Origin of the sequence: uncultured Ferrovibrio sp. (assembly GCF_937960835.1) — a bacterium.
In the GTDB taxonomy this organism is placed as follows: Bacteria; Pseudomonadota; Alphaproteobacteria; order Ferrovibrionales; family Ferrovibrionaceae; genus Ferrovibrio.
In genome coordinates this window covers 36,123-56,945 of the sequence record NZ_CALGPC010000012.1, presented here as the reverse complement: position 1 = coordinate 56,945, position 20,823 = coordinate 36,123, and the positions used below count along the sequence as shown (strand labels likewise).

The following is a 20,823-nucleotide window of genomic DNA, read 5'->3' as shown; positions in this document are numbered from 1 at the left end:
GTCATGACAGCCGAACCGATCCTGCGCCTGAGCAACATCGAGACCTATTACGGTCCGATCATGGCGATCCGCGGCGTCAGCCTGGAAGTGCCGAAGGGCGCCATCGTCACCGTGCTGGGCGCCAATGGCGCCGGCAAGACCACGATTCTTAAGACCATCTCCGGCGTGATGGACCCGCAGAAGGGCACGGTCGTCTTCGAGGGCAAGGAAATCCAGAAGATGGACCCGGACAAGGTGATGCGGCTCGGCATCGGCCATGTGCCGGAGGGCCGCGAGACCTTTCCGTTCCTGAGCGTGCACGACAATCTGATGATGGGCGCGTTCACGCGGCGCGATGCCGATGGCATCGCCCAGGATCTGGAGATGGTCTACGGCTATTTCCCGCGCCTCAAGGAGCGTGCCGGCCAGCCGGCGGGTTCAATGTCGGGCGGCGAGCAGCAGATGCTGGCGATCGGCCGCGCGCTGATGGGCCGGCCGAAGCTGCTGTTGCTCGACGAGCCGTCGCTTGGCCTGTCGCCCAAGCTGGTGAAGGAAATCTTCGAGATCATCGTCCGCATCAATAAAGAGCAGAAGACCACCATTCTTCTGGTCGAGCAGAATGCCAATGTGGCGCTGCATGCGGCGCATTACGGCTACGTGCTGGAAGTCGGCCGCATCGTCATGGCCGATACCTGCGCCAAGCTGCTCGAGAAGGAGGACATCAAGGAGTTCTATCTCGGCATGAAGGAACAGGGCGTGCGCGGGAAGCGCCGCTGGAAGAAACGCAAGACCTGGCGGTAGACTGAACCAAAACCACCGCCACCAGGGAGGACGCCATCATGCATGGCAAAGCGGTCGATCCGAAGACGGGCGTGCTCATCGACGCCGACATCCTCGAAATCATCGAGCGGGACACGCTGCCGCGGTATTTCTGGCGCAAGGTGGCCGAGCGCGGCTCCAAGGTCGCGATGCGCGAGAAGGATCTCGGCATCTGGCGCTCGATCACCTGGACCGACTACGGCAACAACGTCAAGCATGCCGGCCTCGGCTTTGTCGCACTGGGGCTAAGGCGCGGCGAGGTGGTTTCGATCATCTCGGAAGGCAATCCCGAATGGCTCTTTGCCGATCTCGGCTGCCAGGGCGTCGGCGGCGTGACGAATGGCATCTACACCACCGATTCCTCCAAGCAGGTCGAGTACATCGTCAACGACAGCCGCACGGTCATCTATGTGGCTGAGAATGACGAGCAGCTCGACAAGGTGCTGGAGGTGCGCGACCGATGCCCGACCTTGAAGAAGATCGTTGTCATCGACATGGAGGGCCTGACGGACTTCCACGATCCGATGGTGATCAGTTTCGAGCAACTGCTGCAGCTCGGCCGCGATTTCGAAAAAGCCAATCCCGGCTATTGGGAAGCTGAACTGGCCAAGGGCAAGCCGGATGATCTCGCCATCCTGATCTATACCTCGGGTACCACCGGCGCGCCGAAGGGGGCGATGATCAGCCATCGCAATCTGCTGTTCCAGATGGAGAATGCCGGCCGCCTGCTGGATCAGACCACCCATGACGAGCAGCTCAGCTTCCTGCCGCTTTGCCATATCGCGGAGCGCGGCTTCTCGCTGCTCTGGCCGCTCCGTTCCGGCTCGACGGTGAACTTTGCCGAAAGCCCGGAAACGGTACCGCAGAATCTCCAGGAAGTGCAGCCGACCGTCTTTTTCGCCGTGCCGCGCCTGTGGGAAAAGTTCTACTCGGCCATCGCCATCCGCATGAAGGATGCAACGACCGTCGGTAAATGGGCCTACAAGACAGCTTTGGGCATCGGCTACAAGCTGGCGCAATGCCGCCTGGAGGGACGACAGCCGTCACTGGGGCTGAAGATCGCCTTCTGGCTGGCCGATCATCTGGTGCTCAAGAACATAAAGCGCATGATCGGCATCGACCGCTGCAAGTGGCTGCTGACGGGCGCGGCGCCGATTTCGCCTGACCTGATCAAATGGTATCTGGCGCTGGGCAAGGACATGCGCGAAGTCTATGGTCAGACCGAGAATGTCGGTCTCGCCACGGCGCCGCCGGAAGGCGAGGTCAAGCTCGGCTCGATCGGCAAGGCGGTGCCGAATACCGAAGTCAAGCTCAGCCCCGAGGGCGAAATCCTGCTCAAGGGCCCGCATGTCTTCATGGGCTATCTGAACAACCCGTCCAAGACGGCGGAGACCATCGTCGATGGCTGGCTGCATACCGGCGATGTCGGCGTGGTCGACAACGAGGGCTGGTACCGCATCACGGACCGGATGAAGGACATCATCATCACGGCGGGCGGCAAGAACATCACACCGTCGGAGATCGAGAACCAGCTGAAATTCAGCCCCTATATCTCGGATGCGGTGGTGATCGGCGACCGGCGCAAGTACCTCACCTGCCTGATCATGATCGACCACGAGAATGTGGTGAAGTTCGCCCAGGACCTGAACGTGCCCTTCACCAACTTCGCCTCGCTGTGCCACGCCAAGGAGGTGCAGGAGCTGATCTGGGAAGAGATCGAGAAGGTCAACAAGAATTTCGCCCGGGTCGAGACGATCAAGAAGTTTCGCCTGATCGACCAGCAGTTGACGGCGGAAGACGACGAATTGACGCCGACGATGAAACTGAAGCGCAAATTCGTCAACGAGAAGTACAAGGCGTTGATTGATGAAATGTATGCCGGAGCGGACGCGTAAAACGCCGCACGGTTATCAAAAAAGCATGGTGTGAAGCCTGCCTAGAGAGGGAGCGAAAGAAAGAGATGCGGTTTAAATCATTGGGGTTGATGGCGGCGCTGCTTGCCGCCACGGGTATATCGGGCGTGGCCCAGGCGCAGAACGTCCGGGGCGTGACGAAGAGCGAAATCGTGATCGGCATGCATACCGATCTGTCCGGCGTGGCGGCTTCCTATGGCGTGAGCTCGTCCAATGCCATGCGCATGCAGTTCGACAAGGTCAATGCCGAAGGCGGCATCCATGGCCGTAAGATCCGCCTGATCGTCGAGGATACGCAGTACCAGGTGCCGCGCGCGGTGCAGGCAGCGAACAAGCTGATCAACCGCGACAAGATCTTCCTGATGGCCGGCGCACTGGGCACGCCGCATAACAACGCGGTGTTTGCCGAGCAGTTCAAGGCGGGCATTCCGAACATCAACCCGGTGACCGCCGCCCGCTCGATGTTCGAGCCGTTCCATCCGCTGAAGTTCCAGGCCATCTCCAGCTATTACGACCATATCCGCGCCGGCATTAAATACGTCGCCGAGAAGAATGGCCGCAAGAAGATCTGCACGCTGTATCAGGACACCGATTTCGGCAAGGAAATCCTGGAAGGCGTGCAGGATCAGACCAAGGCGATGAACCTGCCGCTGGTTGAGGCGACGACCAACAAGCCGGCCGATACCGACTTCACCGCCCAGATCACCAAGCTGCGCAATGCCGGCTGCGATCTCGTGGCGCTGGGCGCCATCGTGCGCGACGCGATCCTCGCCTATGGCACTGCGCGCAAGATGGGCTGGACGGATGTCGATTTCGTCTCGCAGTCGGCGAGCTTCGACCAGATCGTCGCCAGCGCGCCGGGCGGCGCCACCGAGGGCCTCTATGTCGGCGCCGGCACGGTGATGCCCTATCGCGATACTGCGGACGCCACTGTCGCGGCCTGGTGGGATGCCTACAAGGCCAAGTTTGGCAGCGACCCGAATATCGGCGCCGTCTACGGCACCAATACGGCCAACCTGATCATCACGGCGCTGGACAAGGCCGGCAAGGACCTGACCACCGAGAAGTTCCTGAAGGCGCTGGAAAGCATCCAGGGCTATCGCGACATCTTCGGCGGCCCGGTGCTCAATTTCGGCCCGGACAAGCATCTCGGCACGAACGAAGTGCTGCTCTACCAGATCCAGAAGGGCCGCTTCGTCCAGATTGCCGGTCCGCTGAAATACTGAGCAAATCCCAATCCGTTCAGTCGGGTAGGACGCCCGCGGCTTCTGGCCGCGGGCGTTTCTTTTTTGCACTGCAGCAGGGCGGTCAATACCGCGAATGAGAGCGCAAAATCCGCTTACGCCCCGGACAGTTCCGCGCTAGCCTGATCCTGCAAATAACAAAAACTTATAGGGAGCTTGAAATGCAACGGGGATTTATATTCGGGGTTGCCGCCACAGCCTTGGCCATGGTCCTAACTGCACCGGCCATGGCGCAGGACGTGCGGGGCGTCACCAAGAATGAGATCGTGATCGGTCAGCATACCGATCTGAGCGGACCCGCGGCGTCCTATGGCGTTCATGTGTCGAATGCGATGCGGCTGTATTTTGACAAGGTCAATGCCGAGGGTGGCGTGCATGGCCGCAAGATCCGCCTGATCGTCGAGGACCACCAGTATCAGGTGCCGCGCGCGGTGCAGGCGGCGAACAAGCTGATCAACCGCGACAAGATCTTCCTGATGGCCGGCGCGCTGGGCACGCCGCATAACAACGCGGTGTTTGCCGAGCAGTTCAAGGCAGGCGTGCCGAACCTGTCGCCGCTGACGGCGGCGCGCTCGATGGTCGAGCCGTTCCATCCGCTGAAGTTCCAGACCTTCTCCAGCTATTACGACCATATCCGCGCAGGCATTAAGTATCTGGTCGAGAAGAACGGCCGCAAGAAGCTCTGCACGCTGTATCAGGACACCGATTTCGGCAAGGAAATCCTGGAAGGCGTGCAGGATCAGGCCAAGGCGATGAACATGCAGGTGGTGGATACGGCGACGAACAAGCCGACCGATACCGACTTCACCGCCCAGATCACCAAGCTGCGCAACTCCGGCTGCGATCTCGTGGCGCTGGGCGCCATCGTGCGCGACGCCATCGTGCCTTATGCCACCGCGCGCAAGATGGGCTGGACCGATGTGGACTTCGTCTCGCAGTCGGCGAGCTTCGACCAGATCGTCGCCAGCGCACCGGGCGGCGCCACCGAAGGCCTTTATGTCGGCGCCGGTACGGTGATGCCCTATCGCGATACCGCCAATGCCACCGTCGCGGCCTGGTGGGATGCCTACAAGGCGAAGTATGGCAGCGATCCGAATATCGGCGCGGTCTATGGCCACAACATCGCCGACCTGATCGTGACGGCGCTGCAGCGGGTGGGCAAGGACGTGACCACCGAGAAGTTCGTCAAGGCGCTGGAAGGCATCCAGGGCTACCGCGACATCTTCGGCGGCCCCGTGATCAATTTCGGCCCGCAGAAGCATCAGGGCACGACAGAAGTGCTGTTCTATCAGATTCAGAAGGGCCGCTTCGTGCAGATCGCCGGTCCGCTGAAATACTGACGCTGACTGCAGATCCGCTGAAATCGGCGAGAAACGTAACGCCCGCGGTATCTGCCGCGGGCGTTTTCATTTGCAGCTGCCAATGTCATTACACTGAAGGGACAATAACACTGTCATAACGTAAATTGACAATGCCCTCGTTGGCGTTCCGGGCTAGGCTTGCCCGGCATAACCACACAAAAGACGAGGGAGGTTGGCATGCGTAGGGTCAATGTACTCGCGGTCGCTGCGGCGGCCTCTTCAGTGCTTTTTGTTGGACATGTTGCCGCACAGCCCGCCAAGGTTCGCGGCGTCACCAAAACCGAAATCGTCATCGGCATGCACACGGACCTCAGCGGCCCGGCGGCATCCTACGGTGTCAATTCATCGAATGCGATGCGGATGCGCATTGAGGAGGTGAATGCGCAAGGCGGTATCCATGGCCGCAAGATCAAGCTGGTGGTCGAGGACAATCAGTATCAGGTGCCGCGCGCGGTGCAGGCGGCGAACAAGCTGCTCCATCGCGACAACATTTTTCTGATGGCCGGCTCGCTGGGCACGCCGATGAACAATGCGGTGCTGCCGGACCAGTTCAAGGCGGGCGTGCCGAACCTGTTTCCGCTGACGGCGGCGCGCCAGATGTATCAGCCCTTCGATCGCATGAAATTCGTGGCGCAGTCTTCCTATTATGACCAGATCCGCGCCGGCATCGCCTGGATGGTGGCCAGCAAGGGCAAAAAGCGCATCTGCAGCCTGTATCAGGACACCGATTTCGGCAAAGAGATCTTCGAAGCGGCGCGCGATCAGGCCAAGGCGATGAATATGGAACTGGTCGAAACCGCCACCAACAAGCCGGCCGATACCGACTTCACCGCTCAGATTTCCAAACTGCGCGCGGCAAATTGCGACCTGATTGCCTCCGGATCGATCATCCGCGATGCCATCGTGCCCTATGGCACGGCCCGGAAGATGGGATGGAATGACGTCGACTTCATCGGATCGTCGGCCAGCTACGACCAGACGGTTGCCGGCGCGCCGGGCGGGGCCACCGAAGGCTTCTACGCCATGGCTGGAACCGTGTTTCCCTATCGTGACACCGCGCCGCAGCATCTGGTTGCCTGGATGGATCGCTACAAGGAGACGTTCGGCAGCGATCCGAATATCGGCGCCGTCTATGGATACAGCCTGATGGATCTGATCATCACCGCGCTGGATCGCGCCGGCAAGGACCTGACGACCGACGCCTTCATCAAGGGGATGGAATCGATCAAAGGCTATCGCGACATGTTCGGGGGGCCGGTGGTCAGTTTCGGTCCGGACAAACATCAGGGCTCGAACGAAAGCTTCCTGTATCAGGTGCAAAAGGGGAAGTTCGTCACTGTTGCCGGCCCGGTCAATTACGGCAGCTGACGGCATCCGCGATGTTGGGCTGTGACCGCTTGGCGGCGGTCGCAGCCTTTTTCATGCTGAAAAATCAGAATCGGGAGAACGACGATGAAGGCGGTGCGTAACATCTGCGGCGCGGCCGCGGTTATCCTGATTGCCGCCAGCGGCGGCCTGGCGGTTGCCCAAAACAAGGGCCAGGGCATCACCAAGACGGAGATCGTGATCGGCACCCATACCGATCTGTCCGGCGTGGCGGCAGCTTTCGGGGTGCATTCCTCCAATGCGGCCCGCATGCGTTTCGATGAGGTGAATGCAGCAGGCGGGATTCATGGCCGCATGATCCGCTATATTGTCGAAGACAGCCAGTATCAGGTGCCACGTGCCGTACAGGCGGCCAACAAGCTGCTGCACCGGGACAAGGTGTTTCTCATCCTGCTGGGCGCCGGCACGCCGATGAACAACGCGGTCCTGCCCGAACAGATCAAGCTGGGTGTGCCGAACTTCTTTCCCTTGAGCTGGGCGCGGCAGCTTTATGAGCCGTTCCATCCGATGAAATGGGCGGCGGGTGCGTCCTACTACGCCCAGATGCGGAGCGCGATGCGCTACTTCGTGCAGGAGCGGGGCAAGAAGAACATCTGCGCTCTTTACCAGGACACCGATTTCGGCCGCGAAGTCTTCGAGGGCGTGAAGGATCAGCTGGCGGCGATGAACGTGAAGCTGGCGGATTCAACCACGCATAAGCCGACCGATACCGACTTCACCGCGCATCTGACCAAGCTGCGGGCGTCCGGTTGCGACCTGATCGCTTTGGGTTCAATCATCCGCGACAGCATCCTGCCGGTCAGTACGGCGAAGAAGATGGGCTGGGATGTCGACATGGTCGGAACGACGGCCACATTCGATCTGGCGGTTGCCAGCGCACCGGGCGGCGCCACCGAGGGGCTGTACGCCATGACGCAGATCGAAGCGCCCTATCGGGATTCCAGCAATGCGGCCTTGCAGCAATGGGTGGAGAAGTATCGCGAGAAATACGGCGCCGATCCCAATCCGGCGGCACAATTCTCCTATGTGGCGGCCGATCTGATCGTCATGGGGCTGGACCGCGCGGGCAAGGATCTGACGCTGGAGAGCTTCCTGAAGGCGATGGAATCGATCCAGGGCTATCGGGACATCTTCGGCGGGCCGGTGATGACCTTCGGGCCGAACAAGCATCACGGCACCGATGCTGTTTTCATGGCACAGGTCAAGAATGGCCGCTGGCAGCGCGTGACCGAGCCGCTGGCTTTCTAGCCGTTGCGGCCGGGCGCGATCTGGCCGATCGCGAAAGCTTCCGCTAATCTGTTGCGTAACCGGCCCGGCATGGCAGACATGCCGGGCCATCCTTTTCCGGTTCGCTTTCACATGTCGTCTTCCCCATTCGCTGCCCCGATGTCGAACGTGCCGCTCGGCATCGGCTATATGGTTGCTGCTGTCACGCTGTTCGGCGTCATGGACGCTCTGGTGAAGTGGCTGGTCGCCAGCTATCCCACAGTGCAGGTGATGTTTTTCCGCAGTCTCTGCGCCTTTCCGCCCATCCTGTTCATGGTGGCGCGCGGACCCGGCGGCTTCGGCGTGCTGCGCACCCGGCGGGTCCTGGATCACGGCCTGCGGTCCGGCTTCGGCTGTGTTGCGATGCTCGGCTTTTTCTTCGCTTACGGCTCGATGCCGCTGGCCGATGTCACCGCGATCTCGTTTTCGGGACCGATCTTCATCGCCTTCCTGTCGATCTGGCTGCTGCGCGAGAAGGTCGGCATCCATCGCTGGTCGGCCATTGTGGTCGGCTTCATCGGCATGTTGGTGATCGTGCGGCCGGGCGAGGGGATGCTGCAAAGCGGCGCCATCGTCGTCGTCGGCGCCACGGCGCTCTATGCGCTGGCGATGATTCAGATCCGCAAATTGAGCGACACCGAACCCTCGACCACCATCGCCTTCTATTTCACCGCTTTCTGCACCCTGTTCACCGGCCTGGCCTTGCCGTGGTTCTGGGTAACGCCAGCTTGGAGCGACTTGCCGCTGCTGATCGCCGTTGGCCTGGTGGGCGGATTGGCGCAGCTTGCCATGACCCGCGCCTATGGGCTTGCGCCGGCCTCGGTGGTGGCGCCGTTCGATTACACCCACCTGATCTGGTCGGTGCTGTTCGGCTGGTATATCTGGGGCGACTTTCCCGATCTGCAGACCTGGATCGGCTGCGCCATCGTGGTGGCGAGCGGGCTTTACATCCTCTATCGCGAAACGATCCGCCGGCAGAAGGTGCCGAAGGTCTGGACCGAATAAGGACTGGGCTGAAGAGAGGGGATATGCGGGAGAAAACTGCGCGCTGGTCGGAGTGAGAGGATTCGAACCTCCGGCCCCTAGCTCCCGAAGCTAGTGCTCTACCAGGCTGAGCTACACTCCGACACCGGCGCGGGCGCCTGTATAGCGCCTAGGGGGCTTGGCCGCAAGCGGCAAGGGTTAAGGAAAATCGGCGGCGTTTTCAGCCGTTTACAGAGCCCGCTCGATGGCGAAATCGATGGTTTCCGCCATGGCATCGCGCATCGCGCCGGCCGGAAGCGTCAGCAGCGCCTGGCGCGCCTTCTGGCCGTAGAGGCGGGCGCGGGCCAGGGTTTCGTCGATGGCATTGTAGCGGTCGATGTAGCGCAGAGCCTGTGGCCAGTCCTCGGCGGTCTGCTCCTCCGGGCGCTCGATCACCCGGCGCCAGAAATCCCGCTCGGCCTCCGAGCCGCGGCTGAAGGCCAGCGTCACCGGCAGGGTGACCTTGCCTTCGCGGAAGTCATCGCCGGTATTCTTGCCCAAGGTCGCCCCGTCGGAGGCATAATCCAGCGCATCGTCAACGAGCTGGAAGGCAATACCCAGATACCGGCCATAATCGTCCAGCGCCTGAACGTCCTCGGCCGGGCGCTCGGCAATCACGCCGCCGACCCGGCAGGCCGCGGCGAACAGCGCCGCCGTCTTCGATTCGATGACCTTCAGGTAATCGGCCTCGGTTGAATTCATGTCATTGGCGGTCATCAGCTGCAGCACTTCGCCTTCGGCAATCACCGCCGAGGCGTTTGCCAGGATGCGCAGCACCTCCAGCGAGCCGGTTTCCACCATCAGCTGGAAGGCGCGGCTGAACAGGAAGTCGCCGACCAGCACCGAGGCCTGGTTGCCCCACAGCACGTTGGCCGTGGTGTTGCCGCGGCGGCGTTCGCTCTCATCCACCACGTCGTCATGCAGCAGCGTGGCGGTATGGATGAATTCGACACAGGTCGCGAGCAGGACATGCTTGTCGCCGCGATAGCCGCACAGCTTGGCGGCGCCAAGCGTCAGCAGCGGCCGGATGCGCTTGCCACCGGCGGCGATCAGATGGCTGGCCAGTTCCGGAATCAGCCTGACGTCACTTTCCATGCGACGCAGGATTTCGCGGTTCACCGCCTCCATATCAGCGGCGACCAACGCGCGCAGCGGTTCGATGCTCGGCTTCACGGCACCCGAAACGGTATCATGGGGCTGTTTTTTCGGAGCGGTCTGCACTACGCGGCCTGTGGTGTCTGGCTATGTTGTCTGGAACGGTCTGGCTGGAGCATAGTGGGATGGCAAGGTCGGTCAAGCGCCACTCCGGCCTCAAAACGCGCCATTAAGGGCTTATGACGCCTACAGAACTGACTTGTGACGCCCTTTTGGGGGGATTGGTACGCATTGAGCAGCCGCGCAAGGGCCAGCGCGCCAGTGCCGATGCCGTGATGCTGGCCGCCGCCGTGCCGGCCCGTCCGGGCATGCGGGTGCTGGAACTGGGCTGCGGCACCGGCGTTGGCATGCTGTGCCTTGCCGCCAGGCAGCCGGATATTGCCGTCGACGGGATCGAAATCCAGGAGGATCTGGTTTCCCTCTGCACCCGCAATATCGCGGCCAATAAGATGGAGGGGCGTTTGCGGGTCGTCGCCGGCGATATCCGCAAGCGCATCGCCGGAATCACGCCCAACACTTATGATCAGGTTTTTGCGAATCCGCCCTATTTCGACGCCAGCCGGCATCGCATATCGCCCCATGCCGGCCGCGCCACCGCGCGCCATGAAAATGGTGAGGCGGACCTGGGACAATGGGTCGCAGCCTTGCTGCGCCATGCCAGGCCAGGCGGCGGCATCACGCTGATCCATCGCAGCGAACGCCTGCCGGAATTATTAGACGCCCTGATGGCAAAAAAAGCCGGCGCGATCCGCATCACGCCGCTGTGGTCGCGCGCAGGCGAGCCGGCCAAGCGCGTCATCCTGCGGGCCATCAAGGGCAGCAAGGCGCCCCTCACCCTGGAACCGGGCATCGTGCTGCATCGTCCAGATGGCAGTTATTTTCCCGAGGTCGATGCGGTGCTGCGCAGCGGTGCGGCCCTGCCGGCCTAGCCAGGCCTTGCGGCCGGGCGGGGGAGGCCGCAGTATCGGTGAGCGATCCCCTGCCATAGACCCGCTGCCGGCTACGGCAAATAGGCCCCCATGCTGAAATACCTGTTGCTGATTCTTGTGATTGCCGGTGTCTGGTACGGCTTTCGTTACGTTAACCGGAAGAAGGCCGTCGGCGACAAGCCCGCTGCCGATACCGTCGACTCGCAGCCGCGCCGGCCGGTCACTGCGGAGGACATGGTGGCATGCTCCGTTTGCGGCATCTATGTCGCGCCGGGCGCGGCGAAATCCTGCGGCCAGCAGAATTGTCCGTATCCGTCCGCATAAAATCCCCAATCCCTTGACCCTGAGGCGGGCGGTGGTTAAGGTCCGCCCGTTTTTCGATCACCCCGCACCGCAACAAAGGGCGAGAGCGCAAAGGACTCCACGATGGCGCCCACCGGAATCGCCGCGGCTTCGTCGTTTCAGGACCTGATTCTCGCTCTGCAGACCTATTGGGCGCGTCAAGGTTGCATCCTGCTGCAGCCTTATGACATGGAGGTCGGTGCCGGCACCTCGCATCCCGCGACCACGCTGCGCGCGCTGGGGCCTGAGCCCTGGAATGCCGCCTATGTGCAGCCCTCGCGCCGGCCGAAAGACGGCCGTTATGGCGAGAACCCGAATCGCCTGCAGCATTACTATCAGTTCCAGGTGATTCTGAAGCCAAGCCCGGAAAACGTGCTCGATCTTTATCTCGGGTCGCTGGAAGCGCTCGGCATCTCGCCCAAGCGCCACGACATCCGCTTCGTCGAGGACGACTGGGAGAATCCGACGCTCGGCGCCTGGGGCCTGGGCTGGGAAGTCTGGTGCGACGGCATGGAAGTGACGCAGTTCACCTATTTCCAGCAGGTCGGCGGCTTTGACTGCAATCCGGTTTCCGCCGAGATCACCTACGGTCTCGAGCGTCTTGCCATGTATGTGCAGGGCAAGGACAACGTCTACGACCTCGATTTCAACGGCCGCGGCAACACCTATGGCGAGGTGTTCCTGCAGGCCGAGCGGGAATTCTCCGCCTACAATTTCGAGCATGCCGACACGGAACAGCTGTTCCGCCGCTTTGCCGATGTCGAGCAGGAATGCGGCCGTCTGATCGCGGCCGGCCTGGCTTTGCCTGCCTATGACCAATGTTTGAAGGCGAGCCATACCTTCAACCTGCTCGATGCACGCGGCGTGATCAGCGTGACCGAGCGGGCCGCCTATATCGGCCGGGTGCGCGCACTGGCGAAGGCATGCTGCGCCCAGTGGCTGAAGTCGCGCGGCCATAACGGGGAGATTGGCTGATGCTCGGCGAATTACTGCTCGAGCTGCAGTCGGAAGAGATTCCGGCCCGCATGCAGCAGCGTGCGGCCGACGATCTTGCGCGCCTGGCCACCGAGGCGCTGAAGAAAGCCGGTCTGACCTTTGAGAGCTATCAGAGCTATGTGACGCCGCGCCGCCTGGCGCTGGTGGTCAAGGGCCTGCCGCGTCAGACGCAGACCGTGCGCGAGGAAAAGAAGGGACCGCGCATCGGCTCGCCCGATGCGGCCATTCAGGGTTTCTTGCGTTCGGCGGGCCTGACTTCGCTCGATCAATGCGAGAAGCGTGAAGTCGGCAAGGCGGAATTCTGGTTTGCCGTGGTTGAAAAGCCCGGCGCTGCAACGGCCGATGTGCTGGCAGGCCTGCTGCCTGAGGTGATCGGTCAGTTGCCCTGGCCGAAATCCATGCGCTGGGGCGCGTATGACCTGCGCTGGGTGCGACCGCTGCATTCGATCCTGTGCCTGTTCGAGGGCCAGGTTGTCCCGTTTGCTTTTGGTCATCTCACCAGCGGCGATACCACCTGTGGCCATCGCTTCCAGGCGCCGCAGCGTTTTGCCGTACGCGATGCCGCCGATTATCTGCGCCGCCTGCGCGCCGCCTATGTCGAGCCCGATTTTGCCGCGCGCCGCGAACGCATCCTGAAGGACGCGCAATTCGCCGCCGCCAATGAAGGGCTGACCCTGGTGGACGATCCGGGCCTGGCCGATGAGGTGACTGGCCTGGTCGAGCAGCCGGTGGTCCTGCTGGGCACGATCCCGCAGGAATACATGGATGTGCCGCGCGAAATCCTGACCACAACGATGCGGACGCATCAGAAGTATTTCGCGCTCAACGATGCGACCGGCAAACTGGCGCCGCGTTTCGTCATCGTCGCCAACACGCTGACCGACGACGGCGGCAAGCAGGTGGTGGCGGGCAATCAGCGCGTGCTGAATGCGCGTCTGTCGGATGCCAAGTTCTTCTGGGACCAGGACCGCAAGCAGAAGCTGGAAAGCCGTCTGCCGGCGCTGAACGACATCGTCTTCCATGCCAAGCTGGGCACGGTGGCGCAGAAGGTCGAGCGTGTGGAGCGCCTGGCCTATGAGATCGCCACCCAGATCCAGGGCGATGCCACGCAGGCACGCCGCGCCGCGCGGCTGGCCAAGGCCGATCTGGTCAGCGGCGTGGTGGGCGAGTTCCCTGAACTGCAGGGAATCATGGGCCGCTATTACGCGCTGCATGACGGCGAGCCCGCGCCCGTGGCTGAGGCGATCGCCCAGCATTATTCGCCGCAGGGCCCGAATGACCGCTGCCCGTCGGATAAGGTGGCGGTGGCTGTTGCGCTGGCCGACAAGATCGACACGCTGAGTGGCTTCTTCGCCATCGACGAGAGGCCGACCGGTTCGAAAGACCCCTTCGCCCTGCGCCGCGCCGCTCTGGGCGTGATCCGCCTGATCATCGAAAACAAGCTGTCATTGCCGCTGCGGCCGCTATTCCGCTCGGCGCTGTCGCTGCAACTGGTTCAGGCCGCCCCCGACCGCAATCCGGTCGAGGAGCTGATGCAGTTCTTCGTCGACCGCCTGAAGGTGCATCTGCGCGAGAAGGGCGTGCGGCACGATCTGATCGCGGCCGTCTTCGCCAAGGGCGGCGACGACGATCTGGTCCGGGTGCTGGCCAAGGTCGACGCGCTGAGCCGCTTCCTGGCCGAGCCCGACGGCGGCAATCTGCTGGTCGCTTATCGCCGCGCCAACAATATCGTGCGCGCGGAACTGAAGAAGACGCCCGATCTGCAACTGGGCGAAGTCGATGGCGGACTGATCAAGCAGGACGAGGAACGCGCGCTGGTTGCCGGCCTTGCCGAATTCGGCGGTGACAAAGCGGGGGCGACGCAAGATGAGGCTGATTTCCGCCTTTATCTGGCCACACTTTCTCGGCTACGTCAGCCCGTCGACGCTTTCTTCGACCGCGTGACTGTGAACAGCGACGATGCCGCCGTGCGTCGCAATCGCTTGAGTTTGCTTTCAGCGGTCGCTGGAAGCATGGATCGTATTGCGGATTTTTCCCAGATCGAAGGGTGAGAGCGCTATGGCCAAGCCGAAGCAGAAAAAAGCCAAAACCAAGCTCAAGGCTAAGACGGCCAGCACACGAGCTAAAACTGCGGTGCGCAAGACCGCGGTGAAGGTCAAGAAGGCTGTCAAGGCGAAGAAGGCCGCCAAGGCCAGGAAGCCGGTCGCAAAGAAGTCCGTTACGAAGAAGCTGGTTGCGAAGAAGGCTGCCGCTTCCAAGGCGCCAGCCCCGATCAAGGGCAAGCTGGTTTACAGCTTCGGCGACGGCAAGGCGGAAGGCCGCGCCGATATGCGCGAACTGCTGGGCGGCAAGGGCGCCAACCTCGCCGAGATGTCCAATCTCGGCCTGCCGGTGCCGCCGGGCTTTACCATCACCACCGAAGTCTGCACCGCCTATTACGACAACGGCAAGAAGTATCCGCCCGCGCTGAAGGGGCAGGTCGAGGCGGCGCTGGCCACCGTCGAGAAGCTGGTCGGCGCCAAGTTCGGCGATTCCACCATGCCGCTGCTGGTCTCGGTGCGCTCCGGCGCCCGCGCCTCGATGCCGGGCATGATGGACACCGTGCTCAATCTCGGTCTCAACGACGTCACCGTCGAGGCGCTGGCGCGCCAGTCCGGCAATGAGCGGTTTGCCTGGGACAGCTACCGCCGCTTCATCCAGATGTATTCCGACGTCGTGCTTGGCGTCGGGCACGAGCATTTCGAGGAAATTCTCGAGATGCATAAGGAAGAACGCGGCTTCAATCTCGATACCGATCTGAAGGCCGAGGACTGGAAGGAAATCGTCGCCGCCTACAAGAAGATGGTCGAGAAGGAGCTGGGCAAGCCCTTCCCGCAGGATGTCCATGACCAGCTTTGGGGCGCCATCGGCGCCGTCTTCCAGAGCTGGATGAACCAGCGTGCCATCACCTACCGCGCGCTGAACAACATCCCGGCCTCGTGGGGCACGGCGGTGAACGTGCAGGCGATGGTGTTCGGCAATATGGGCGACACCTCCTGCACCGGCGTTGCCTTCACCCGCGATCCGGCGACAGGCGAGAAGAACTATTACGGCGAATACCTGATCAACGCTCAGGGCGAAGACGTGGTCGCCGGTATCCGCACGCCGCAGCAGCTCACCAAGGCTGCCCGCCTGAAGGCCGGCAACGACCTGCCCTCGATGGAAGAGTCGATGCCCGAGACCTTCAAGCAGCTGGTGAATGTTTTCCAGAAGCTGGAAAAGCATTACCGCGACATGCAGGACATCGAATTCACGGTCCAGCAGGGCAAGCTGTGGATGCTGCAGACCCGTTCGGGCAAGCGCACCGCCAAGGCGGCGATCAAGATCGCCGTCGACATGGTGAAGGAAAAGCTGATCAGCCAGGCTGAGGCGGTGGATCGCATCGATCCGGCTTCGCTGGACCAGCTGCTGCATCCGACGCCCGATCCGAAGGCGCCGCGCAAGGTGATCGCCAAGGGCTTGGCGGCGTCGCCGGGCGCTGCCAGCGGCAAGGTTGTCTTCCAGGCCGACGAAGCTGAGCAGATGGCGTCGAAGGGCGAGGCGGTGATCCTCTGCCGCGTCGAGACCTCGCCGGAAGACATCCACGGCATGCATGCCGCCAAGGGCATCCTCACGGCGCGCGGGGGCACCACCAGCCATGCGGCGGTGGTCGCGCGCGGCATGGGCCGGCCCTGCGTTTCCGGTGCCGGTGGCATCCGCATCGACTATGCCGCCAACAAGATGACGGCTGGCGATATCACCGTGAACAAGGGTGATGTCATCACCATCGACGGCTCCACCGGCGAAGTGATCCTCGGCCTGATGCCGATGATCGAGCCGCAGCTCTCGGGCGATTTCGGCCTGCTGATGAGCTGGGCCGACAAGCTGCGCAAGCTGAAGGTCCGCACCAATGCCGAAACCCCGGCCGATGCGGAAACCGCCGTGCGCTTCGGCTGCGAAGGCATCGGCCTGTGCCGCACCGAGCATATGTTCTTCGACGCCGACCGCATCACCGCGGTGCGCGAGATGATCCTGTCGGACAATGTCGAAGGCCGCCGCAAGGCTCTGGCCAAGATTCTGCCGATGCAGCGCAACGACTTCGTGCAGCTGTTCAAGATCATGGCCGGCCGTCCGGTGACGATCCGCCTGCTCGATCCGCCGCTGCATGAATTCCTGCCCAAGACCGACGCCGATTTCGAGGCGGTCGCCAAGGGCACGGGCCTGTCGGTGGCGGCGCTGAAGGAACGCAAGAAGGCTCTGGAAGAGACCAACCCGATGCTGGGCCATCGCGGTTGCCGCCTCGGCATCACCTATCCGGAAATCTACGAGATGCAGGCGCGCGCCATCTTCGAGGCTGCCGTCGAGGTCACGCAGGGCGGCGGCAAGCCGGTCGAGCCGGAGGTGATGATCCCGCTGGTCGCCACCAAGGCCGAGATCGACTTCATGAAGAAGCGCGTCGATGCCGTTGCCCAGGCCGTCTTCAAGGAGAAGGGCAAGAAGGTGAAGTACCTGGTCGGCACGATGATCGAGCTGCCGCGCGCCGCTCTGCGCGCCGCCGAGATCGCCGAGACCGCTGAGTTCTTCTCCTTCGGCACCAACGACCTGACGCAGACGACGCTCGGCATCAGCCGCGACGACTCGGCCCTGTTCATGGAAGACTACCTGAAGGCCGGCATCTTCGACCGCGATCCGTTTGTCAGCATCGATCAGGCTGGCGTCGGCGAGCTGGTCAAGATCGCGGCCGAACGTGGCCGCAGCAGCCGCAAGGATCTGAAGCTCGGCATCTGCGGCGAGCATGGCGGCGATCCCTCGTCCGTCCGCTTCTGCCACAAGGCGGGACTGGATTACGTGTCCTGCTCGCCCTATCGCGTGCCGATCGCGCGCCTGGCCGCCGCCCAGGCCGCCATCTCGGAAGAGAAGGCGAGCGAAGCCTGAGTTGCGGCATTCACTGCTTCGTGAAGCGGCGCCGGAGAAATCCGGCGCCGTTTTCGTTTTCAGCACGGCTTTGTTATTTGTTTCCTGTGGCGATCCGCGACAGGTTGGGGCCATGCTTCCTTGGACCGAACGCAACGGCGCTGTCTCGCCGCTGAAGCTCACCTGCTTCCTTCTGCTGTGCCTGCCCGCCGTGTGGATCGGCTGGGATGCGCTGATGCAGAATCTTGGGCCGCGTCCCTATGACGAAGCCCTGCACCGGGCAGGGCTTTGGGCGGTGCGTTTCCTGCTGATCTCGCTGGCGATCACGCCGCTGCGCCGCCTGCTGCGCTGGCCGAAGCTGATTACCCTGCGGCGGCAGATCGGCCTGGCCGCTTTGTTCTATGCCCTGCTGCACCTGACGCTTTATGCCGGGGATCAGGGCTTTCTGCTGAGCAAGGTGGCAACCGAGATCGCCAGCCGGATTTATCTCACCATCGGCTTTGCTGCGCTATGCGGTCTGATCGCCCTTGGCGTGACCTCCACGGATAGCGCGATCCGCCGGATGGGCGGCAGGAACTGGCAGAGGCTGCACCGCATCGTTTATGCCATCGCTGTCCTTGCCCTGGTGCATTACCTGCTGCAAAGCAAGCGCGATATGACCGCGCCGATCCTGCATCTGGGCCTGCTGGCCTGGATGTTCGGCTACCGCATCGCCTACGCTTTCGGCGCGATGCAGAAGCCCTGGCATGCACTTCCGCTTTCGGCAATTGCTGGATTGGCAACTGTCGTCATCGAGGCGGGCTGGTATTTCGGCTTCACGAAGATACCGGTCGAGCAGGTTCTTGCGGCCAATCTGCAATTCGATTTCCGCATCGCGCCCGCCTGGTGGGTTTTTGCAGTGGGGCTGGCGATTGCTGCATTGGCCTGGGCACGCCAGGCCTGGCCGCTCTCGCGGCCAGCACCTTCGGCGGCTGAGTGATATTTATTGAATGACGATGCGCGGCATCTTGGGCGCAGCGCCGTCGCGATCCAGCTTGTCGCCGATCTGCCTGGCAATCGCCAGATAGGCCTTGGCTTCCTCGCTGTCGGGCTGGCTGGCGACAATCGGCGTTCCGGCATCGGATGTTTCGCGGATCGCGATATTGAGCGGCAGTTCGCCGAGGAAATCGCAGCCGAGTTCAGCGGCCGTCTTGCGCGCGCCGCCATGAGCGAAGATCTCGCTGCGATGGCCGCAATTCGGGCAGCAGAAATAGCTCATATTCTCGACGATCCCGAGCACCGGCACGTCGACGCGGCGGAACATGTTCAGGCCCTTGCGCGCATCCAGCAGTGCGATGTCCTGCGGCGTCGAGACGATCACGGCGCCGGCCAGCGGCACGCGCTGCGCCATGGTAAGCTGCGCATCGCCGGTGCCGGGCGGCATGTCGACCACCAGCACGTCCAATTCGCCCCAGCTGACGTCGCGCAGCATCTGCTCCAGCGCGCTCATCACCATCGGACCACGCCAGATCATCGGCGTATCCTCCGGCACCAGGAAGCCCATCGACATGCAGGGAATGCCCCAGCCCTGCATGGGATGCAGGTGCTTGCCGTCCGGCGAATGCGGTTTGCCGGTGATGCCCAGCATGCGCGGAATCGACGGGCCGTAGATATCGGCATCCAGCAGCCCGACCTTGCGTCCGGTCTGCGCCAGCGCCAGAGCGAGGTTCACTGCCGTGGTCGACTTGCCCACGCCACCCTTGCCGGAAGCGACCGCGATGATCGATTTGATGCCGGGAATGGCGGGGCGGGGACCGACCGTCGGCTCGGCGCCCGGCTTGCCGCGGCTTGGTCCGTGGCCATGCGGCGCAGCGGGGCGGGCAGTTTCGGATTTGCCGACCCGCTCGGCAGTCAGAACCACGGTGGCAGAGGTCACGCCGGGCAGTGCTGCGACGGCTTGCTCGCAGGCCTTGCGCAAAGGCTCCTTGCGTGGGCCTTCCTCCGGGCGGACTTCGAGGACGAATCCGACATTGCCGCCTTTGATGACAAGGCCGGACACCATGCCCAGATCCACCACATTCCTGCCATGTTCGTTATCTACGACTTGCCGCAGCGCGTTCAGGATCTGCGCCTCCGTAACCTCGGTCATGCTTGAAATTCCCGCAAAAGTTCCAATATTGTCGGCAGTTAGCTGGGCAAGGCTCGGTCGACGCCAAACGCTTGATATATCAGGGTCGGATATATCGCAGGCAGTCGGTCTGGGCAATTCGCTGGCCAAAAATGCGCAGGCGCTGGGGATAGGGCGCCACAATTTTCAGTAAAAGAAGAAGGACGACAGGATGCCCTGGAGCAATCAAGGTGGGGGATGGCAAGGCGGCGGTGGCCGTGGACCTTGGGGACAGGGCCCTCGTGGCGGAGGGTCTGGCGGCGGTTTCGGCGGCGGACCCACACCTCCCAACCTGGAAGAACTCCTTCGCAAAGGACAGGACCGTTTCCGCAATCTCCTGCCCGGCGGTGACGTTTCCGGCCGCGGCATTCTGCTGCTGATCCTGGTGGCGCTCGCCATCTGGCTCGGCACCGGCTTCTACCGCGTCGACACGGACGAGCAGGGTGTGGTGCTGCGCTTCGGCAAGGTGCATGCCGTCACCGAGCCCGGCCTGCGCTATCGCCTGCCCTGGCCGATTGACAGCGTGTTGACCCCGAAGGTGACCACCGTCAACCGCGAGGAGATCGGCTTTCGCTCGCTCGGCGACAGCGCCAATCGCGGCGTGCAGACGCGAGACGTGCCCGAGGAAAGCCTCATGCTGACGGGCGACGAGAACATCGTCGATATCGACTTCACGGTGCTGTGGCAGGTGCGCGACGCCGGCCAGTATCTGTTCAACGTGCTCGATCCCTCGCGCACCATCAAGCAGGTCGCCGAAAGCGCCATGCGTGAAGTGGTCGGCAAGAACAACATCCAGTTCATCCTGACCGATGGCCGCACCAAGGTGGCTGACGATACCCGAATACTGATCCAGCAGATTCTCGACAGCTACAATGCCGGTGTGGTGATCAATTCGGTGGCGCTGCAGCGCACCGAGCCGCCGGCTTCGGTGATCGACGCCTTCCGCGACGTGCAGGCCGCCCAGGCCGACCGCGAGCGCGCGCAGAACGAAGCGGAAGCCTATCGCAACGACATTATCCCGCGTGCCCGCGGTGAGGCGCAGCGCATTCTGCAGCAGGCGGAAGCCTACAAGCAGGAAGTGATCGCCAATGCCCAGGGTGAAGCGAGCCGCTTCAGCCAGGTCTATGAGGAATACCGTCAGGCCAAGGACGTCACGACGCGCCGCATGTATCTGGAGACCATGGAGCAGATCCTGCGTGGCACCACCAAGGTGGTGATCGACAATCAGGGCGGCAGCGGCGTGGTACCGTATCTGCCGCTGACCGAGCTGCAGAAACGGCAGACGCCGCCGGCGCAGCCGCAGCAGCAGCAGAACGCGCGCTAAGGGAGGGC

16 protein-coding genes and 1 tRNA gene are annotated in these 20,823 nt (G+C 62.7%); 14 read left to right on the top strand and 3 right to left on the bottom strand.

Annotated elements, in window-relative coordinates; genetic code table 11:
• The first annotated feature begins 3 nt into the window (after nucleotides 1–3).
• The 7 genes from Q0603_RS12285 (at nucleotide 4) to Q0603_RS12255 (ending at nucleotide 8,973) form a co-directional block, all read left to right on the top strand.
• Nucleotides 4–780: an ABC transporter ATP-binding protein gene (locus tag Q0603_RS12285; protein ID WP_298726041.1), complete on the top strand. Its 777-nt coding sequence runs from the start codon at nucleotides 4–6 to the stop codon at nucleotides 778–780.
• A gap of 38 nt (nucleotides 781–818) precedes the next feature.
• Complete coding sequence (locus Q0603_RS12280) at nucleotides 819–2,693, top strand: AMP-binding protein (RefSeq protein WP_298726039.1); 1,875 nt, start codon at nucleotides 819–821, stop codon at nucleotides 2,691–2,693.
• Between the two features lie 89 nt (nucleotides 2,694–2,782).
• On the top strand, nucleotides 2,783–3,937 hold the full coding sequence (locus tag Q0603_RS12275; RefSeq protein WP_298726038.1) for an ABC transporter substrate-binding protein: 1,155 nt from the start codon (nucleotides 2,783–2,785) through the stop codon (nucleotides 3,935–3,937).
• Nucleotides 3,938–4,116: 179 nt separating this feature from the next.
• Nucleotides 4,117–5,295 (top strand): ABC transporter substrate-binding protein, encoded by a 1,179-nt coding sequence (locus tag Q0603_RS12270; RefSeq protein ID WP_298726037.1) that lies wholly within the window; start codon nucleotides 4,117–4,119, stop codon nucleotides 5,293–5,295.
• 198 nt (nucleotides 5,296–5,493) lie between these two features.
• Nucleotides 5,494–6,684 (top strand): ABC transporter substrate-binding protein, encoded by a 1,191-nt coding sequence (locus Q0603_RS12265; RefSeq protein ID WP_298726035.1) that lies wholly within the window; start codon nucleotides 5,494–5,496, stop codon nucleotides 6,682–6,684.
• An 84-nt stretch (nucleotides 6,685–6,768) separates the two neighbouring features.
• On the top strand, nucleotides 6,769–7,950 hold the full coding sequence (locus tag Q0603_RS12260; protein ID WP_298726032.1) for an ABC transporter substrate-binding protein: 1,182 nt from the start codon (nucleotides 6,769–6,771) through the stop codon (nucleotides 7,948–7,950).
• Between the two features lie 111 nt (nucleotides 7,951–8,061).
• Complete coding sequence (locus Q0603_RS12255) at nucleotides 8,062–8,973, top strand: DMT family transporter (RefSeq protein ID WP_298726030.1); 912 nt, start codon at nucleotides 8,062–8,064, stop codon at nucleotides 8,971–8,973.
• A gap of 44 nt (nucleotides 8,974–9,017) precedes the next feature.
• Here the strand turns inward: Q0603_RS12255 and Q0603_RS12250 are convergent.
• Nucleotides 9,018–9,094 (bottom strand) — tRNA-Pro (locus tag Q0603_RS12250).
• An 86-nt stretch (nucleotides 9,095–9,180) separates the two neighbouring features.
• A complete protein-coding gene (locus Q0603_RS12245; RefSeq protein WP_298726198.1) occupies nucleotides 9,181–10,119 on the bottom strand; it encodes a polyprenyl synthetase family protein in 939 nt (312 codons plus the stop codon).
• Nucleotides 10,120–10,325: 206 nt separating this feature from the next.
• Between Q0603_RS12245 and Q0603_RS12240 the strand changes: the two genes are divergently transcribed.
• The 6 genes from Q0603_RS12240 to Q0603_RS12215 all read left to right on the top strand — a co-directional run bounded on the left by Q0603_RS12240 (nucleotide 10,326) and on the right by Q0603_RS12215 (nucleotide 18,324).
• On the top strand, nucleotides 10,326–11,075 hold the full coding sequence (locus tag Q0603_RS12240) for a methyltransferase (RefSeq protein WP_298726028.1): 750 nt from the start codon (nucleotides 10,326–10,328) through the stop codon (nucleotides 11,073–11,075).
• Between the two features lie 90 nt (nucleotides 11,076–11,165).
• Nucleotides 11,166–11,399 carry a hypothetical protein gene (locus Q0603_RS12235; protein WP_298726026.1) on the top strand — a complete coding sequence of 78 codons (234 nt, stop codon included), beginning with the start codon at nucleotides 11,166–11,168 and terminating at the stop codon, nucleotides 11,397–11,399.
• Nucleotides 11,400–11,516: 117 nt separating this feature from the next.
• Entirely contained in the window at nucleotides 11,517–12,392 is an 876-nt protein-coding gene (locus tag Q0603_RS12230; RefSeq protein WP_298726197.1) for a glycine--tRNA ligase subunit alpha, read from the top strand.
• Nucleotides 12,392–14,464, top strand: coding sequence for a glycine--tRNA ligase subunit beta (gene glyS, locus Q0603_RS12225; RefSeq protein WP_298726024.1), 2,073 nt, complete (start codon nucleotides 12,392–12,394; stop codon nucleotides 14,462–14,464). The genes Q0603_RS12230 and glyS overlap by 1 nt, the downstream gene beginning before the upstream one ends.
• Before the next feature lie 7 nt (nucleotides 14,465–14,471).
• Nucleotides 14,472–17,366 (top strand): pyruvate, phosphate dikinase, encoded by a 2,895-nt coding sequence (gene ppdK, locus Q0603_RS12220; RefSeq protein ID WP_298726023.1) that lies wholly within the window; start codon nucleotides 14,472–14,474, stop codon nucleotides 17,364–17,366.
• A gap of 112 nt (nucleotides 17,367–17,478) precedes the next feature.
• Nucleotides 17,479–18,324, top strand: coding sequence for a protein-methionine-sulfoxide reductase heme-binding subunit MsrQ (locus Q0603_RS12215; RefSeq protein ID WP_298726021.1), 846 nt, complete (start codon nucleotides 17,479–17,481; stop codon nucleotides 18,322–18,324).
• A gap of 3 nt (nucleotides 18,325–18,327) precedes the next feature.
• Here Q0603_RS12215 and apbC read toward each other — a convergent pair whose 3' ends face one another.
• Nucleotides 18,328–19,473 (bottom strand): iron-sulfur cluster carrier protein ApbC, encoded by a 1,146-nt coding sequence (apbC, locus tag Q0603_RS12210; RefSeq protein ID WP_298726019.1) that lies wholly within the window; start codon nucleotides 19,471–19,473, stop codon nucleotides 18,328–18,330.
• A gap of 190 nt (nucleotides 19,474–19,663) precedes the next feature.
• Here apbC and hflK point away from each other — a divergent pair, with 190 nt between their 5' ends.
• A complete protein-coding gene (hflK, locus tag Q0603_RS12205) occupies nucleotides 19,664–20,815 on the top strand; it encodes an FtsH protease activity modulator HflK (protein ID WP_298726017.1) in 1,152 nt (383 codons plus the stop codon).
• Nucleotides 20,816–20,823 lie beyond the last annotated feature (8 nt).

Bases quoted from the DNA above. Each gene is read 5' to 3' on its own strand.
- glyS (WP_298726024.1), top strand. From the start codon at position 12,392: ATGCTCGGCGAATTACTGCTCGAGCTGCAGTCGGAAGAGATTCCGGCC.
- Q0603_RS12245 (WP_298726198.1), bottom strand. From the start codon at position 10,119: ATGGAGGCGGTGAACCGCGAAATCCTGCGTCGCATGGAAAGTGACGTC.
- Q0603_RS12260 (WP_298726032.1), top strand. From the start codon at position 6,769: ATGAAGGCGGTGCGTAACATCTGCGGCGCGGCCGCGGTTATCCTGATT.
- Q0603_RS12215 (WP_298726021.1), top strand. From the start codon at position 17,479: ATGCTTCCTTGGACCGAACGCAACGGCGCTGTCTCGCCGCTGAAGCTC.
- ppdK (WP_298726023.1), top strand. From the start codon at position 14,472: ATGGCCAAGCCGAAGCAGAAAAAAGCCAAAACCAAGCTCAAGGCTAAG.
- Q0603_RS12240 (WP_298726028.1), top strand. From the start codon at position 10,326: ATGACGCCTACAGAACTGACTTGTGACGCCCTTTTGGGGGGATTGGTA.
- Q0603_RS12265 (WP_298726035.1), top strand. From the start codon at position 5,494: ATGCGTAGGGTCAATGTACTCGCGGTCGCTGCGGCGGCCTCTTCAGTG.
- Q0603_RS12270 (WP_298726037.1), top strand. From the start codon at position 4,117: ATGCAACGGGGATTTATATTCGGGGTTGCCGCCACAGCCTTGGCCATG.
- apbC (WP_298726019.1), bottom strand. From the start codon at position 19,473: ATGACCGAGGTTACGGAGGCGCAGATCCTGAACGCGCTGCGGCAAGTC.
- Q0603_RS12235 (WP_298726026.1), top strand. From the start codon at position 11,166: ATGCTGAAATACCTGTTGCTGATTCTTGTGATTGCCGGTGTCTGGTAC.
- Q0603_RS12255 (WP_298726030.1), top strand. From the start codon at position 8,062: ATGTCGTCTTCCCCATTCGCTGCCCCGATGTCGAACGTGCCGCTCGGC.
- Q0603_RS12275 (WP_298726038.1), top strand. From the start codon at position 2,783: ATGGCGGCGCTGCTTGCCGCCACGGGTATATCGGGCGTGGCCCAGGCG.
- Q0603_RS12285 (WP_298726041.1), top strand. From the start codon at position 4: ATGACAGCCGAACCGATCCTGCGCCTGAGCAACATCGAGACCTATTAC.
- hflK (WP_298726017.1), top strand. From the start codon at position 19,664: ATGCCCTGGAGCAATCAAGGTGGGGGATGGCAAGGCGGCGGTGGCCGT.
- Q0603_RS12280 (WP_298726039.1), top strand. From the start codon at position 819: ATGCATGGCAAAGCGGTCGATCCGAAGACGGGCGTGCTCATCGACGCC.